This is a genomic window from Halorubrum aethiopicum (genome assembly GCF_001542905.1).
Lineage (GTDB): Archaea > Halobacteriota > Halobacteria > Halobacteriales > Haloferacaceae > Halorubrum > Halorubrum aethiopicum.
In genome coordinates this window covers 300,666-316,415 of sequence record NZ_LOAJ01000001.1, presented here as the reverse complement: position 1 = coordinate 316,415, position 15,750 = coordinate 300,666, and the positions used below count along the sequence as shown (strand labels likewise).

The 15,750-nt window shown below is 70.7% G+C and carries 17 protein-coding genes; 9 read left to right on the top strand and 8 right to left on the bottom strand.

The window, feature by feature from the left end; translation table 11 throughout:
• Window positions 1-14: 14 nt before the first annotated feature.
• The 4 genes from AXA68_RS01585 (at window position 15) to AXA68_RS01570 (ending at window position 2,326) form a co-directional block, all read left to right on the top strand.
• The gene (locus AXA68_RS01585; RefSeq protein ID WP_066411912.1) at window positions 15-506 is read left to right on the top strand and encodes a chemotaxis protein CheW; all 492 of its coding nucleotides are present in this window, start codon (window positions 15-17) and stop codon (window positions 504-506) included.
• A gap of 86 nt (window positions 507-592) precedes the next feature.
• On the top strand, window positions 593-1,288 hold the full coding sequence (locus AXA68_RS01580) for an RAD55 family ATPase (RefSeq protein ID WP_066411910.1): 696 nt from the start codon (window positions 593-595) through the stop codon (window positions 1,286-1,288).
• Window positions 1,288-1,674, top strand: a complete 387-nt coding sequence (locus AXA68_RS01575; protein ID WP_066411907.1) for a hypothetical protein — start codon at window positions 1,288-1,290, stop codon at window positions 1,672-1,674. Before AXA68_RS01580 ends, AXA68_RS01575 begins: the two co-directional genes overlap by 1 nt.
• 43 nt (window positions 1,675-1,717) lie before the next feature.
• Window positions 1,718-2,326 (top strand): DUF7504 family protein, encoded by a 609-nt coding sequence (locus AXA68_RS01570; RefSeq protein ID WP_066411904.1) that lies wholly within the window; start codon window positions 1,718-1,720, stop codon window positions 2,324-2,326.
• A gap of 58 nt (window positions 2,327-2,384) precedes the next feature.
• Here AXA68_RS01570 and AXA68_RS01565 read toward each other — a convergent pair whose 3' ends face one another.
• The gene (locus AXA68_RS01565) at window positions 2,385-2,996 is read right to left on the bottom strand and encodes a hypothetical protein (RefSeq protein ID WP_066411902.1); all 612 of its coding nucleotides are present in this window, start codon (window positions 2,994-2,996) and stop codon (window positions 2,385-2,387) included.
• Window positions 2,997-3,129: 133 nt separating this feature from the next.
• On the opposite strand from AXA68_RS01565, the gene glmM reads away from it, so the two are divergent.
• A complete protein-coding gene (glmM, locus tag AXA68_RS01560; RefSeq protein ID WP_066411900.1) occupies window positions 3,130-4,491 on the top strand; it encodes a phosphoglucosamine mutase in 1,362 nt (453 codons plus the stop codon).
• 361 nt (window positions 4,492-4,852) lie between these two features.
• Here glmM and AXA68_RS01555 read toward each other — a convergent pair whose 3' ends face one another.
• From AXA68_RS01555 to AXA68_RS01530, 6 genes are all read right to left on the bottom strand, one after another.
• Window positions 4,853-5,596, bottom strand: coding sequence for an Sjogren's syndrome/scleroderma autoantigen 1 family protein (locus AXA68_RS01555; RefSeq protein ID WP_066411897.1), 744 nt, complete (start codon window positions 5,594-5,596; stop codon window positions 4,853-4,855).
• Window positions 5,597-5,679: 83 nt separating this feature from the next.
• The gene (locus tag AXA68_RS01550; protein WP_066411896.1) at window positions 5,680-7,248 is read right to left on the bottom strand and encodes a methyl-accepting chemotaxis protein; all 1,569 of its coding nucleotides are present in this window, start codon (window positions 7,246-7,248) and stop codon (window positions 5,680-5,682) included.
• Between the two features lies 1 nt (window position 7,249).
• Window positions 7,250-7,615: a hypothetical protein gene (locus tag AXA68_RS01545; RefSeq protein WP_198530008.1), complete on the bottom strand. Its 366-nt coding sequence runs from the start codon at window positions 7,613-7,615 to the stop codon at window positions 7,250-7,252.
• 134 nt (window positions 7,616-7,749) lie between these two features.
• On the bottom strand, window positions 7,750-8,175 hold the full coding sequence (gene sufU, locus AXA68_RS01540) for a Fe-S cluster assembly sulfur transfer protein SufU (RefSeq protein ID WP_066411893.1): 426 nt from the start codon (window positions 8,173-8,175) through the stop codon (window positions 7,750-7,752).
• A gap of 135 nt (window positions 8,176-8,310) precedes the next feature.
• The gene (locus tag AXA68_RS01535) at window positions 8,311-8,838 is read right to left on the bottom strand and encodes a response regulator (protein WP_080505275.1); all 528 of its coding nucleotides are present in this window, start codon (window positions 8,836-8,838) and stop codon (window positions 8,311-8,313) included.
• A gap of 378 nt (window positions 8,839-9,216) precedes the next feature.
• Entirely contained in the window at window positions 9,217-10,494 is a 1,278-nt protein-coding gene (locus AXA68_RS01530; protein ID WP_066411890.1) for an aminotransferase class V-fold PLP-dependent enzyme, read from the bottom strand.
• A 775-nt stretch (window positions 10,495-11,269) separates the two neighbouring features.
• Between AXA68_RS01530 and hemC the strand changes: the two genes are divergently transcribed.
• The 4 genes from hemC (at window position 11,270) to AXA68_RS01510 (ending at window position 14,693) form a co-directional block, all read left to right on the top strand.
• Window positions 11,270-12,412 (top strand): hydroxymethylbilane synthase, encoded by a 1,143-nt coding sequence (hemC, locus tag AXA68_RS01525; RefSeq protein ID WP_066411888.1) that lies wholly within the window; start codon window positions 11,270-11,272, stop codon window positions 12,410-12,412.
• On the top strand, window positions 12,405-13,256 hold the full coding sequence (gene cobA / locus AXA68_RS01520) for a uroporphyrinogen-III C-methyltransferase (protein WP_066411886.1): 852 nt from the start codon (window positions 12,405-12,407) through the stop codon (window positions 13,254-13,256). The genes hemC and cobA overlap by 8 nt, the downstream gene beginning before the upstream one ends.
• On the top strand, window positions 13,253-14,062 hold the full coding sequence (locus AXA68_RS01515; RefSeq protein WP_066411884.1) for a uroporphyrinogen-III synthase: 810 nt from the start codon (window positions 13,253-13,255) through the stop codon (window positions 14,060-14,062). Before cobA ends, AXA68_RS01515 begins: the two co-directional genes overlap by 4 nt.
• 229 nt (window positions 14,063-14,291) lie before the next feature.
• Window positions 14,292-14,693 carry a hypothetical protein gene (locus tag AXA68_RS01510; protein ID WP_066411882.1) on the top strand — a complete coding sequence of 134 codons (402 nt, stop codon included), beginning with the start codon at window positions 14,292-14,294 and terminating at the stop codon, window positions 14,691-14,693.
• A gap of 57 nt (window positions 14,694-14,750) precedes the next feature.
• On the opposite strand, the gene AXA68_RS01505 is transcribed toward AXA68_RS01510, so the two are convergent.
• The gene (locus AXA68_RS01505; protein WP_066411880.1) at window positions 14,751-15,737 is read right to left on the bottom strand and encodes a bile acid:sodium symporter family protein; all 987 of its coding nucleotides are present in this window, start codon (window positions 15,735-15,737) and stop codon (window positions 14,751-14,753) included.
• Window positions 15,738-15,750: the final 13 nt, after the last annotated feature.

Here is a 15,750-nt window from a genome sequence, read left to right as displayed (position 1 = left end):
GCGCGAGTGGAGGTATGCCAGCCACGGAGGCGGACGCCGAACACACGAAGGTACTGGAGTTCGGCCTCGGCGACGGCACGTACTGTCTGGACATCGGGGTCATCGACGAGATCGTCGACGCCGGCGAGCTCACGCGGATCCCCAACTCCCCCGACCACGTCGAGGGCGTGATGGACCTCCGCGGTCGGACCACGACGATCGTCGACCCGAAGACGCTCTTCTCGATCGAGGAGACGGGCCCCCGCGAGCGGATCGTCGTCTTCGACGACGACGACCGCGTCTCCGAGGGCGGGACCGTCGGGTGGATCGTCGACGAGGTGTTCCAGGTCAGGGACGTAGCGCCCGACGACGTCGACGAGGGGACCACCGCCGACGACGAGGGGGTCCACGGGATCGTCAAATCCGACGACCGCTTCGTCGTCTGGGTCGCTCCCGACGTCGACGTCGACGCCGAGGTCGACGTCGCGGAGGACGGCCCGTCGGCCGAGGAGTCCGCGGAGGCGTGATCGACCGGTCGCCGCCGACGGACTCGGGTTCTCACCGCTGAAAAACGGGTGCCAACGCTTATCGGGCCGCCCGCGATGCTCCACGTATGCGAGTCTCCAGCGGGGTTCCCGGGTTCGACGAGCTCGTCGACGGGGGGTTCCCGTCCGACCGGCTGTACGTGGTGAGCGGCCCTCCCGGCAGCGGCAAGACGACGTTCTGCTCGCAGTTCGCGGCCCAGGGCGCCCGAAACGGGGACGACGTGTTGTACGTCAGCATGCACGAGACGAAGGAGGGGATCCGCCGCGACATGGGCGGGTACGACTTCGGGTTCGACCGCGCCCTCGACACCGACCGGGTGACCTTCCTCGACTCCTTCTCGGCCGACGGGCGGCGGTTCTTCGGGCTCCCGGGCGACCGCCGGGACCGATCGGGGGTCACGAACCGGCTCACGGGGTTCGTCAACTCCCGCGACATCGACCGGGTCGTCTTCGACTCGACGATGCTGTTGCGCTTCCTGCTCGACGACGACGAGGACACCATGATCCAGCTGCTCTCCTCGCTGAAGCGGACGGACGCGACGACGATGCTCATCTCCGAGATGACCGATCCCAGCGCCTACTCCGAGGAGCACTACCTCGCCCACGGCGTCGTCTTCCTTCACAACTACCTGGAGGACGAGGGAATGCGCCGCGGGATACAGGTGTTGAAGATGCGGGGAACCGACGTGAACACGGACATTCAAGACGTCGAGTTCACCGACGGGGGGATCCGCGTCGGCTCGGCCGCGACGGTGACCCGGTGATGTACGACCGGACCTTCGGGACGGACTGGGAGCCGGCGGAGCTGACCCGCCAGGCCGCCATCGACCGCGCGTTCGCGCTCGGCGTGGCGGCCGGCTGCGGGAGCGCACGGCCGACCGAACTCGACCGGATCCTCGAGGCGTTCCCCGGCGCGTACGAACGGAGCATGGTCGAACTCGCCTACGACGAGGGGCGGACCAAGGCGCTCGAGGCTCCGGCCGAGGAGCCCGAGGCCGTTTGGGCGGAGCTGGTCGACGGGGTCGGCACGCCGCGGACGCCGCCGCTGCCGGCGGCGCTTCCCGGAGCTCTCAGCGAACTGACGCTCACCCGCTCGCCGCGAACCGGCCCACCGTCCGCGCTTGACCTGCCGAGGTTCCTCCGAAAGTGATCCCTCGGAAGGGTTTTATCGGGGTCGCCCCGATGTGTGAGACATGAGTCCGCTACCCGACGCTGTCGTCTCCGCCGACAGCGTCCTCGTCAGCGGACCACCGATGAGCGGGAAGTACGACCTCTTCAATCGCCTGCTCGCCGCGTGGTCGGACGCGCCCGTCGTCGTCTCGACCGGTCGGACCGCGGAGAAGGTGCGGGCGGACCACGACCGGATCGTCGGGAGCGGCGGCGACGACCTCGTCGTCATCGACTGCGTCACCCACCAGCAGGGCGAAAAGCCCGCCGACACGCCGACGACGAAGTACGTGAGCGGTCCCGGCGACCTCACGGAGATCGGGATCAAGTTCACCGACGTGGTCGAGTCGTCGGCCGGACGCGAGCGGGCGGTCGGCGTCTACTCGCTCTCCGAGCTGTTGATGTACTGGGACCCCGACCGGATCTACCAGTTCACCCGCGTGATGGCCTCCCAGTGCTCGGGGCAGGGGTGGCCGTTCGCGAGCGTCGTCGGCTCGACGGCCCACGACGAGCAGGTGATCCACACGCTGTACGAGCCCTTCGACACGGTCGTCGAGACCCGCGTCGAGGGCGACGAGCGGCAGTTCCGGGTCCGCGACCGGATGGGACACCCCTCCGGCTGGGAGTCGTTTTGAACTCCGGCGGGCGTTTCGAGCGCTCCGCGGCGTCGCCTCACCCGACCGGTTCGAACCCTCACCCGACCAGTTCGAACTCGATCCCGACCGGCGGGGCGTCGACGACCCCCCAGTAGACGAACCGGTGGGGTCCCGAGCCGAGCGGGGGACAGACGTCGAGTTCGCGTCCCGGAACGGCGTCGGCGATCGCCGACTCCTCCAGTTCGATCGACCAGCTGTAGGTGTCCCCCGGCTCGAGCGCGTCGTCCTCGCGGGGGAGGTCCGCGGCCTCGCCGGTCGTCGACCCGCGCACGTCGAGCCACCCCTCGCCGGTCCGGCGCTGTATCGAGTACGCGTGCTCGCCGCGGGTCGCCGCCGCCGCCTCGCCGGTGTTCCGCAACACGAGTCGGAGCGACTGTCCGTACGTCTCGGCGGTCCCCTCCGCGGACAGCTCGACGGTCGTTTCCTCCCCTCCCGTCGTCTCGACGGTCCGCGGTTCGACGCTCCCGTCGAACGGGGCCTCGAGCCGGACGAACCCCTCGTCGGGACACGACAGGGTCTCCGGCGTCCCCTCGGGACCCTGCGGCCCGTCGCCGGCGGCGACGTCGAGACAGCCGGCCGTCGCGATCGGGCCGAGGGCGACTCCGGCCGCGCCGGCTCGCAACAGCAGGTCCCGCCGTGAACGCTTCATGTCCGGGGTACGGACGCGACGGGTTTCAACCCCGCGAGTGCGGTCGGTCAGCGGGCGTCGACGGGGCCCGCGTTCGAGGCCGCGCGCGACCACGTTCGGAACCGCTTTCCCGTCGGCCGGCCCATGGCCCCGTATGGAGCTGTTCGGATCCAGCGGCATTCGCGGGGTCGCACTCCGGTATCTCACGCCGGAGCTCGTCCTCGACATCGCGAAGGCGGCCGGATCGACGTGGGAGTCCGACCGGATCGCCGTCGCCCGCGACACCCGCACCACCGGCGAGCTGTTCGCCAACGCCGCCGCCAGCGGGCTCGCCGCCGTCGGCTGCGACGTCGACCGGCTCGGCGTCGTCCCCACGCCCGCGGTCGGGAACTACTGTGAGTCCGTCGGCGTCCCCTGCGTGCTCGTCACCGCCTCGCACAACCCGGCCGAGTTCAACGGGATCAAGCTCGTCGGCGACGACGGCGTCGAGCTCTCCGTCGACGTGTTGGAGCGCGTCGAGCGGCGCGTCCTCGACGACGACTACGACCACGCCGACTGGCGGACCGCCGGCAGCGAGACGACGGTCGAGGGCGTCGTGGACGACTACGCGGACCAGCTCGTCGCCGCGATCGACCGGGAGGCGATCGCCGACGCCGACCTCACCGTGGCGGTCGACCCCGGTCACGGCGCGGCGTCGGTGAGTTCGCCGCGGATCTACCGCGAGCTCGGCTGTGAGGTGCTGACGGTGAACGCCACGCCCGACGGCCACTTCCCCGGCCGGGACTCCGAGCCGGTGCCCGAGAACCTCCGGGCGCTCTCGCGGCTCGTCGCCACCTCCGACGCCGACGTAGGCATCGCCCACGACGGCGACGCCGACCGCGCGGTCTTCGTCGACGAGACCGGGCGGGTGGTCGACGGTGACACCTCCTTCGCGGCGCTCGCCGACGACGCGCTCTCCCCGGGCGACGCCGTCGTCAGCGCCGTCAACGTCTCCCAGCGGCTCGTCGACGTCTGTGACGCCAACGACGCCGACCTCGAGTTGACGCCCATCGGCGCGACGAACATCATCACCCGGACCCGCGAACTCGACGACGAGGGCGTCACCGTCCCCATCGCCGGCGAGGGCAACGGCGGGGTGTTCTTCCCGCCGTACCGGCTCTCGCGGGACGGGGCGTACATCGGCGCGCGCTTCCTCGAGCTGCTCGCGGACGCCGAGGCCCCCGTCAGCGAGGCGATCGCGCCCTACACCGACTACCACTTCGTGCGCGTCAACGTCGAGTACGACGACGGCGACGAGCGAGAGGACATGCTGTCGGCCGCGCGGGCGTTCGTCGAGACCTCGGAGGCGACGCCGAACACGACCGACGGCTACCGGCTCGACTACGGCGACGCGTGGGTGCTCGTCCGCCCCTCGGGAACGGAGCCGAAGATCCGGATCTACGCCGAGTCCGCCGACCCCGACCGCGCCGAGCGGCTGGCCGAGGAGATGCGCACGGCGGTCGAGAGCGGTCGATAGGGTCGATTTCCACTAAGGCTCCGGCGCGCCTCCGAGCGGCCACCGGCCGCGAGGAGCCCGCGAGGGACGCTGCGAACGAAGTGAGCAGCGAGGCTGGGGAGGCGTGAGGTGCGGGCTGTGCGGGGTGGGGTGGGACTCAAAGGGGCAGCCGTGAGGACGAAGCACGGCGAAGTAAGCACCGCAGCGAAGGAGCGATAGCGACTGAGCGAGGAGCGCAACGAGCCGCGCGAGTCCTCACGGCTGGGGCTTTGGAGGTGTTTTTCCCAGTCACGTTCACCGCGCCGGCAACGACGTACGACCGAGCGACTGGGCCTTTGCCGGCGCTCACCGCGCCGGCAACGAGTAACGGAACCGAGTCGTCTCAGTCGAGCGCCGCGAGCGCCTCCGCCGCCTCCCGCGCCGCGTGCAGGTGATCGCGGGCGCGGCGCGGGTCGTCCGTCTCCTCCGCCGCGCGGGCGAACCGGGTCAGCGTCCGCGTCAGCGACTCCCGAGCCGCGGCGATCCCGCCCGCCGCGTCGTCGCCGGGCGAAGTTTCGACGGGCGCGGCGGTACCCGCCGAGTCCGGCGATTCCCCGGTCGACGGCGGCGTCGACGCCCTCGACGGCGACCGTCCGCCGCCCGCCTCGGGAGCGTCGCGTCCGCCTCCGGTCTCGGCCGGTTCCGCGGCGTTCGGGGTGTTCGAGACGTTCGGGGCGGCGTCGGCCGTGGCGTTCGCTTGGGCGTCGGTCGCAGCGGGAGCGTCACCGTCGGCGTCGCCGTTGGCGGCGGCCGCCGATCCCTCCCGGTTCCGGGTCGTTTCCGGAGCCGCCGACCGGTCGGCGTCCGCGGTCGAGCCGCCCTCGCCCGCGTCGGTCCCGCGGTCTCCGGTCTCGTCGGCCGCTGGGACCTCGAACCCGTCCTCGGTCGCGTGACACGTCGGGCAGAACTCCCGGCCGTCGTGTCGGAATATCGGGTCGCCACACGTGTCGCAGTGGCGGTTCGTCATCGTCGCGCCCTGTAAGAGCAGTTCGGACATCCGCTGGGTGTGCTCGCGCTTTTTCTCGTCCTTCGCGAACTTCTCGCGGAGCTTCTCGCGTTCGGCTTCCTTGTCGAACTCGTCGCTCATGTGCGGGTGAACGTGATTCGCGTGGAAAAACGCCGCGGCCGCGGTTCACGCCCGTGCGTGAGTCACGGTCTCAGAAGTCGATCTCAGAAGTCGAACCCGCCGTCCGCGGCGGCGGACGTCCCATCGCGTTCGCCGGTCACCTGCGGATTCGCGGTCGCCGCGTGGTCGATCGAGAACTCCGAGAGCCGCTCGCGAAGCTCGGTCGCCCGCTCGGCGAGCGTCGACGCGCTCCGTGAGACTTCCGTCAGCGACGAGGTCTGCTCTTCTGCGGCCGCGGACACGTTGTCGGACTCCGCGCTCACCTGTCGGGCGGACTCCGCGACGTCCTCGACCATGCTCGCGACCTCCTCGGTGGAACTCGCCTGGTCGTCCGTCGCGTCGCTTATCTCCTGGATCCCCCGGTTGGCCTCCTCGACGTTCTCGGCGATGTCGTCGAGCGCCGAGAGCGCCTCCTCGATCGTGTCCGCCCCGGTCGTGATCCGGCTGTCGACGGACCGGATCCCGGAGAGGGCGTCGGTGGAGGTCGACTGGATGGCGTCGATCCGCGTCTCGATGTCGTCGGTCGCCTCGGCCGTCTCGGCCGCCAGTTCCTTGATCTCGTCGGCGACGACCGCGAAGCCCTCGCCGGCCTTTCCGACCCGCGCGGCCTCGATGGAGGCGTTCAACGCGAGCATGTTCGTCTGTTCGGCGATGTCGGTGATCAGGTCCGTTATCTCGCCGATCTCCGCGATCTCTCCCGCCAGCGACTCCACGTCCTCGATCGTGTCGCCGGACTCGTCCTCGATGGCGTTCATCTCCTCCATCGCGTTGCCGGCCGCCCGCCGGCCGGTGCGTCCGAGTTCCGCCGTCTCCGCCGACCGCGCCGCGATCTCCTCGGCGGACGACGCGACCTCCTCGACGGTCCCGGAGAGGCTCTGCATCTCCCCGGAGGTCTCACGGAGGCGCTCGGACTGCGACTCGGCGTCGGCCGAGATCGTCTGGATGGACTCGGCCACCTGCTCGCTCGCCCGCTGGCTCTCGCCGGCGCCCGCGGTGACCTGCTCGCTCGACGCGGCCACCTCGTCCGCGAACCCGCGAAGCCGGGCGAACGTCCCCTCGAACTCCGCCATCATCTCGTTGAACGCCTCGGCGATCGCCGCCATCGCCTCGGACCGGGCGTCCGGTTCCATGCGCTCCGTCAGGTCGCCGTCCGCCGCGCGCCCCATCACGTCGCCGAACGCTCGCGCCTTCGTCTGGAGGTGCTCGCTCAACGCCTCCGCCGTCTCCCGCTCCTCCTCGGCGTCGGCGCGGGCGCGTTCGGCCTCCCGTCTGGCCGCCTCGACCTCCCGGCGCTGACGCTCCGTCTCCGCCTGCGAGCGCTTGAGGTCCTGGACGACGGCCATCGTCCCCACCGCACCGATCGAGAAGACGCCGATGACGATGGACTGTAGCGACGTGCTCAGCGAGTCCATCAGCGCGCCCTGGATGCCGATCCACTCCACGGTGACGAGCCCCATCCAGAGCGCGCCGGTTGCCGAGACGCCGGCGAAGACGGCCCAGAACGTCCGTTCGAGGTCCGTGTCGCGGTAGTTCGCGACCCCGATGCCCGCGGCGACGAGGAACCCGAGCGTCGCGACCGCGTCGACGATCGGGATCAGTCCGCCGAGCACCATCTCAGGCCTCCTCCGCGTCGGGATTCAACGGCGCGGCGGCGCCCTCCGCGTCGAGCACCGTCTCGGCCGCCCCGGCCGCGTCGTCCCCGTCGGCGACGATGGTCCGCCGCCGGTACAGGTACGCGGCGGCCGCGAACGAGACCCCGGCGCCGAGGTTACCGACGTAGTGTTCCGCGAGGTTCAACAGGTCGGGAGCCACGAGGTTCTCGACGTTCGTCGCGAACGCGGCGACGACGAGGAACGCGTAGGGCACGAGGAACACCGTCGGCGTCTCGCGCCGGTACAACACGACCGGAACGACGCCGATGGCTGCGATCACGAGCACGACGAACGTTTGAGCGCCGATCGCTCCGAACACGGTTGCCATGGATATTCACGTGGTTCCAGCGACGAGCGTTCCCCTACATATGTGTTCGTGACCGAGTATCAACGCTGGGAACCGAACGGAGAGCCGTCAGAAAGGGCGGTCAGTCCTCGCGGTCGGGTCGACGGAACCGGCGGTCACTCCTCTGTGCGGGTGCGGTCGGCGTCCGGATCGAGCTCGCCGCGGTGGATCTTCGCGCCGTCCTGGGCGACCTGGCGGCCGAGCACGGCGCACTTGATCCGCATCGGGGAGATGTCGACGCCGAGCATCTCGGTGACGTCGTCGGTGTCGAGCGCGTCGAGTTCGTCGACGGTCATCCCGCGGAGCCGCTCGGAGAGCATGCTCGCGGAGGCCATCGAGATGGCGCAGCCGTCGCCGGTGAACGCCACCGTCTCGATCGTCTCGCCGTCGTCGTCGAGGGCGACGTCGACCTTGATCGTGTCGCCACAGGAGGGGTTCTCCCCGACGTGTGTGAAGTCCGGATCCTCGAGTTCCCCGTAGTTGCGCGGGTTCTTGTAGTGGTCGAGGATCTGCTGTCGGTACATGTCCGAGCCCGTTCCCATATCAGGGGCAGATACGCCAGTGCGGGCCAAAAGGGTTCCGTCGCCCGCGGTGTCGTTCGAGTCGAGACCGGCCGAGCGGTTCCCTCGCGGTGACCGAGTGCCGACGATGAGGGGATGACGACGACGAAGGGGCGACTACCGCTCCGAGGACGGCGCTCCCGCGGACGATCCCGGCGTCTCCGGCGAGACCGTCGTCGTGCGGGCGGTCCGAGCGTCGTCGACGAGACCGTGGAGCCGTTCGAGAACGCGGCCGTACTGTCCGCGTTCCGACCGCTTCGAGAAGTAGGCGTCCGCACCGGCCTCGAGCGCCCGCGCTTTCGTTCCGTCCTCGCGACAGGTGGTGTGGAACACGACCGGCGCCTCGACGCCTCGGTTCCGAAGCCGCTCGACCAGCTTGACGCCCGAGCCGTCGGGGAGCCGCTGTTCGGTCACGACGCAGTCGACCTCGTCGACCGCGTCGAGCGCCGGCTCCATCCCGGCGACCGACCGGACCGCGACTCCCTCCACGAACCGCTCCACGAACGCCGCCAGCAACTCCGCGGAGCCCGGGTCCGGCTCGACGTGAAGTAGAACGACGGAGTCGTCGCCTTCCGTCGAGTCACCTGCCGCGGTGTGCGCGTTCGTCCGGCCGTCGGATGTCGGTGGCTGCGTATACTCTGTCATGCGATGGCGATGCCGACGCGAGCGCCCCGGGCGACCGGTCGCCCTCGTGTTCACGCCCTCGCCGAGTACGGTGAACGTCCGGTGTCGAAAGCGGTCGGCTGGAGCCTCCCGAGAGCGGTCGTCCGTCGTCCCGATCGGTGTCATTACGCTTCCCCCGACGCGCTCCGTACGGGTATACCGTAGCGATGCTCTCCCCGGATTTACCCGGATTAAGCCCGTTTAACCGTTGAACGTCGTCGCCGTCGAGCTACCGTCGCCGACCACGCCGGAGAGCGGTCCGATGAGGGAGCACCGATCCGGCGACCGGGTACGAACGGGCCAGAAGCCGCCGTCGTGCTCCAGCGTGCGGAGGGCGTCACGATTCGGTGCCGCGGGCCGTCAGGCGAAGAGGTCGCGGGCCTCGCGGACCGCGTCGACGAGGGCGTCAACCTCCTCGACGGTGTTGTAGAGGTAGAAGGAGGCGCGCGCGGAGGCGGCGACGCCCAGTTCGTCGTGGAGCGGCTGGGTACAGTGGTCGCCCGCGCGGATCGCGACGCCGTAGTCGTTGAGGACGCTCGAGAGGTCGTGGGCGTGGACGCCCTCGACGTTGAAGGCGACGAGGCCGCCGCGCTCGTCGCCCGGCGGGCCGTAGATATCCACCCCGCCGAGGTCGGTCAGGCGGTCGTAGGCGTACTCGGCGAGCAGGCGCTCGTGTTCCTCGATACGCTCCATGCCGACCTCCTCGAGGTACTCGATCGCGGCCGCGAACCCGATCCCCTGGGCGATCGAGGGGGTGCCGGCCTCGAACTTCCACGGGAGGTCCTCCCAGGTCGACTCCTCGAAGGTCACCTTCCGGATCATCTCGCCGCCGTAGAGGTACGGGCTCATCGACTCCAGCAACTCCTCCCGGCCGTACAGCGCGCCGATCCCGGTCGGCCCGCACATCTTGTGACCCGAGAAGGCGAGGAAGTCGACGTCCAGATCGTCGACGTCGACGGGGCGGTTCGGCACCGACTGGGCCGCGTCCGCGAAGATCAGCCCGTCGTGGTCGTGCGCCAGGTCGGCCAGCTCGCGGATCGGGTTGATCGTCCCGAGCGTGTTCGAGACGTGGACCGCCGACACCATCGCCGTGTCGTCGTCGATCTTCGCCGCGGCGTCGGCCATGTCGAGTCTCCCCTCGTCAGTCACCTCGACGAACCGCACCTCCGCGCCCGTCCGCTTGCCGATCTGCTGCCAGGTGACGAGCGAGGCGTGGTGTTCCATCTGCGTGAGCACGACGTTGTCGCCGGGGCCGAGCTCCTCGAGCCCCCACGCGTACGCGACGAGGTTCATCGCCTCCGTCGTGTTCTTCGTGAAGATCACCTCCTCGCGGCCGTTCGCGCCGATGAAGTCGGCGACGACGTCGTGGGCCTCCTCGTAGGCCACCGACGCCTCCTGGCTCAGCTGGTGGATCCCGCGGTGGACGTTGGAGTTGTAGCTCCGGTAGTAGTCGGCGATCCGATCGACGACCGGGTCCGGGGTGTGCGACGTCGCCGCGTTGTCGAGGTAGACGAGGTCGACGTCGTCCGTCTCGTCCTGCCCGGGCGAGGTGGGATCGCCGCCGACGGACCGATCGAGGATCGGGAAGTCGTCGCGGATGGCCCCCACGTCGAACGGGTACTGTTCTTGAACTCCCATTGCCGGCAGTAGAGCCCCGAGCACTAACACACCTTCGGTCCGGTACGTGTTGCCCGTATCGCGGATCTACGCAGACGCGTGGGATCCGAGCGATCCGGCCGATAGACGGTACGGATCGTGGAATCGCGGTACTGGAAACGTCTCCGGTACTGGAAACGTCTCCAACGTTCCAGCCGCTCGGTCGTACGTCGTCGCCGGCTTATAGGGCAGGTGTTACAGGTGGTCTTACTCCGATAGAAACATGATCGTTGCTGGCGCGGTGATTACGATCACGGAGAACATCTCCAAAGCCCCAGCCGGCTCCGGTCGAGGACCTCGCTGTGGTCCTCGTCGCTCACTGCGTTCGCTCCTGCGGTCCTTGCGTCGGTCGTCTTCCCGGAGCCGGCTGCCCCTTTGAGTCCCACCCGACCGCAACCGCCCCGCACCTCACGCCTCCCCAGCCTCGTGGCTCACTTCGTTCGCCACGTCCCTCGCGGGCGGTTCGTGCCCTCCGGGCACTCACCGGCGCGCCACCGCGATCGCTCGTTGCTTCGGCTGTAGTGAGCATCCGCGAACGAAGTGAGCGGTTCACCGACGGCGAGGCGAACGCCGAGCCGTCGGCTTTTTCCCTCCAGGTTTTTCGAGGAGCGGTTCCCGAAGCGAACGGAGTGAGCGAGGGAACCCGACGAGAAAAAGGTGGGAGGGAACCCGACGAAAAAAGGTGGGAGGGTACCCGACGAGAAAAAGGTGGGAGGGAACTGGTGCCCTTTTGAACGCGGGGGGCCTGGATTCGGACATGACCGAGACGCTCACCCTCGCCACCCGCGGGTCGGAGCTGGCCCTCCGACAGGCGGAGACCGTCCGCGACGCGCTCGCGACCCGGAAGCGCGAGGTCGAGATCCGCCGCGTCGAGACCCGCGGCGACCAGATACCCGACGAGTTGATCCACCGGCTCGGCCGCACCGGGGCGTTCGTCCGCGCGCTCGACGAGGAGGTCCTCGCGGGCGACGCCGACCTCGCCGTCCACTCCATGAAGGACGTCCCCACCGAGGGGATGGACGACCTCGTCGTCGCGGGCGTCCCCGAGCGCGCGGCCGCCGGCGACGTGCTCGTCCACCCCGACGGGAGGGCGCTCGCCGACCTCCCCTCCGGGGCCGTCGTCGGAACCGGCTCGCTCCGGCGGACCGCCCAGATCCTGGCGGCGCGCCCGGACCTCGTCGTCGAGCCGATCCGGGGCAACGTCGACACCCGACTCGAGAAGCTGCTCGCGCCCGGCCTCCAGGCCGAACACGAACGACGGCTGGTCGCCGCCGGCGAGGAGGCCGCGTTGACCGCCGAGGGCGACGGCGACGCGGCGGACGAGGCTGACGACGCGGACGACTCCGACGACCCCGACGAGGAGTTCGACGAGAGCGTCGAGGAGTGGTTCGACTCGCTGTCGGACCTCGAGCGCTCGGCGATGGAGCGGAAGGTGGACGACGGGTACGACGCGCTCGTGTTGGCCGAGGCGGGGCTCCGCCGGTCGAACCTGCTCGACGAGGTCGGGACGACCCGGCTCTCCCGCGGGGAGTTCGTCCCCGCGGCCGGACAGGGGGCTATCGCCGTCACCGCGGCGGACGACGAGGTCGCCGAGGCGGTGCGGTCGGCGGTCGATCACCCGCAAACGCGGGTCGCGGCCACCGTCGAGCGGACGGTCCTCGCCGAGCTCAACGGCGGCTGTATCGCCCCGATCGGCGTCTCGGCGCTCGTTCAGGGCGAGCACGTCCACACCCGCGTTCGCGTGCTCTCGACCGACGGCACGGAGGAGGTCGAGGGCACCCGCGACCTCCCGATCCGGTCGCACGCGGCGGCGGCCGCGTCGTTCGCCGCCGACCTCGCCGACCGCGGCGCGGCGGAGCTGATCGCCGAGGCACGCGAGGAGGTCGACGCGGATGAGTGAGGACGCGGCGGGGTCGGCGGGTGATCGCGACCGGGGTCCCGCCGACGACGCCAGCCACGACGACGAGGTCGGAACGGTGTTCCTCGTCGGCTCCGGGCCGGGCGACCCGGACCTCCTGACCGTGAAGGCGGCCCGGCTGATCGAGGAGGCGGACGTCGTGCTCCACGACAAGCTGCCCGGCCCCGAGATCCTCGGCGAGATCCCCGAGTCGAAACGCGAGGACGTGGGCAAGCGCGCCGGCGGCGAGTGGACCCCACAGGAGTACACGAACCGCCGCATGGTCGAGTTGGCCCGCGAGGGGAAACGCGTCGTCCGGCTCAAGGGCGGCGACCCGTTCGTCTTCGGGCGCGGCGGCGAGGAGGCCGAACACCTCGCCGAGGCGGGCGTCCCCTTCGAGGTCGTCCCGGGGATCACCTCCGCGGTCGCCGGCCCGGCGGTCGCCGGGATCCCCGTCACGCACCGCGATCACGCCTCCTCGGTCTCGTTCGTCACCGGCCACGAGGACCCGACGAAAGAGGAGTCCGCGGTCGACTGGGACGCGCTCGCGGCCACCGGGGGAACGATCGTCGTCCTGATGGGCGTCGGGAAGCTGCCCGCCTACGTCGCGGAGCTCCGCGAGGCGGGGATGGACCCGGAGACGCCGGTCGCGCTCGTCGAGCGCGCGACGTGGCCCGACATGCGCGTCGCGACCGGCACGCTGGAGACGATCGTCGACGCCCGCGACGAGGCCGGGATCGAGCCGCCCGCGATCACCGTGATCGGCGAGGTGGCCGCAACCCGCGAGCGCGTGATCGCCTTCCTGCGGAACGCGGACCCGACCGACCCCGGAGGTGACGGCGCGTGAGCGACGACGCGGACCGCCCCGGCGACGATTCCGGCCCACGCGTCGCCGTCTTCCGCCCTGACGACGAGCGGATCGACGAGGCGGTCGACCTCCTCGCCTCGCTCGGGGCCCGCCCCGTTCCGGACCCGATGCTCGCGGTCGAGCCGACGGGCGCGGTCCCGGGCGACGCCGCCGCCTTCGTCGTGTTCACGAGCAAGACGGGCGTCGAACTCGCCGCGGCGGCCGGCTGGGAACCCGGCGACGCGACGCTCGTCGCCATCGGCCCGTCGACCGCGGCGGCCGCCCGCGAGGCCGGCTGGACGGTCGATCTGGTCCCCGAGGAGTACACCTCCGCGGGTCTCGTGGCGGCGCTTCGCGGTCGGGTCGACGGCGAGCGCGTCGAGGTCGCCCGCTCGGACCACGGAAGCAGCGTACTGCTCGACGGGCTCCGCGACGCCGGCGCGGCCGTCACCGAGACGGTCCTCTACCGGCTGACGCGGCCGGCGGACGCCGGCGACTCCGCCGACCTCGCCGCCGCCGGCGACCTCGACGCGCTCGCGTTCACCTCCTCGCTCACGGTCGAACACTTCCTCGCGGCCGCCGACGAGCGGGGGATCCGGGGGGCGGCGCTGGCCGGCGCGAACGACGCGGTCGTCGGCGCGATCGGCCCGCCGACCGCCGAGACGGCGGCGGACCTCGGGATGGACGTCGACGTGGTCCCCGACGCGGCCGACTTCGAGGCGCTCGCCGAGGCCGTCGTCGCGGCGGTCGAGGGCCTTCCGGCCGGGAGCGACGCGCCCGCGGCCGCCGAGGACGGGGGCGACTGATCGGGACCTCTCGGAGCGGGCGGCGCGCCCGACGCCGGACCGCCGATCTCGAGAGCCGAGAATCAGCGCACCGAGAACCGGCGGTCGTCTCCCGTCGAGCTCTCGTGCTCTCCGTGGCTCGTATTCCGAAGGATCGGGTCTATCACGCCGCGGTCGCACCGATTCTCTGGATATCATCTCTGATATATTCACACGAGCGTTTATCTCGATCGAACTGATAGCCGGTGACATGGAACCGGGTGAACGATGGTCGATGCGGGTCGACGAGGGCGTCCTCGTCGTCGAGTTTCCACACGGAACGGGGATCAGTCCCGCGGCCGGTGAGGCGCTCCTCGACCGGTGGCGGAGCCTGATCGTCGATCGCGACGTCGAGGCTATCGTGATCGCCGTGCGGACGAGTCGGCCGTGTTCGGACGCGGGGCGGCGGGCGCTCCGCGAGTCAACGCAGATCGCCGTCGCCCGCGGCGTCGAGCGCTTCGCCGTCGTCGGGGAGCGGTCGAAACGGCAGTACCTCGAGCGAACGATCGCCACCGAGGACATCGCGGTCGAGGCGTTCAACGACGTCGCGACCGCGGTCCGGTGGGCGGGGTCGTCGACCGAACCGCCCACCTCGCTCAGATCGTCTCCCTAGCGGTCGATCGCGGTACGGCTCCCGGCCGTCCCGGGAGCCGACGACGCCGCGGGCCGGTCAGTCCGCGGTCGCCGGCTCCGTCCCGGCGGCGTCGGCGGGCGGGCTCGCCGAGAAGTAGCTCGCCAGCGCCGGCCCCGAGACGTTGTGCCAGACCGAGAACAGCGCCGGAATCAGCGCGGCCTCCGGGCTGAAGAAGGAGGTGGCGAGCGCGACCGCGAGCCCGCTGTTCTGGAGGCCGACCTCGAACGCGCAGGCGCGGGCGCGGTCCTCGGACATCGCGGTCAGCTTCCCGATTCCGTACCCCGAGCCGAGCCCGACCGCGTTGTGGATCACGACGGCCGCGAACGCCAGCGCCGCGGCGGTCAGGATGTTCTCGACGTTGAGGCCGACCACGGCGGCGACGATGGCGACGATGGCCGCGACGCTCACCGCCGGGAACACGTCGAGACCGACCTCGGCGACGCGCGGGGCCGTCCGGTCGAGGACGTAGCGGATCGCGAACCCGAGCACGACCGGGATCAAGACGATCTGGACGATGGTGACGAACATCTCCATGAACGTCACCTGGAGGCTCTCGCCGAGGATGAACACGACCCAGGCGGGCATGACGACCGGCGCGGCCAGCGTGGTGACCGTCGTGATCGCCACCGAGAGCGCAACGTCGCCTTTCCCCAGGTAGGTCATCACGTTCGAGGCGGTGCCGCCGGGCGCGGCCCCGACCAGGATCAGCCCGACCGCGAGCGCGTCCGGGAGGTCGAACGCGACGACGAGCCCCCACGCCGCCAGCGGCATCACGATCCACTGGGCGACCGCGCCGATCGCCACGTCGCGCGGTCGCTCGACGAGCCGCCTGAAGTCCGCGGGCTCGAGCGTGAGCCCCATCCCGAGCATGATGATCCCGAGAAGCGGCGTGATGTACGGCGCGATCGGCGTGAACGTCCCCGGCGAGTACAGCGCCAGCGCCGAGGCGACGAGCACCCAGACGACGAAGTACTTGCTCGCGATCCGGCTCGCCCGCCGGATCCCGTCGGTTCCGATGCTCACGAAACGCCCCTCC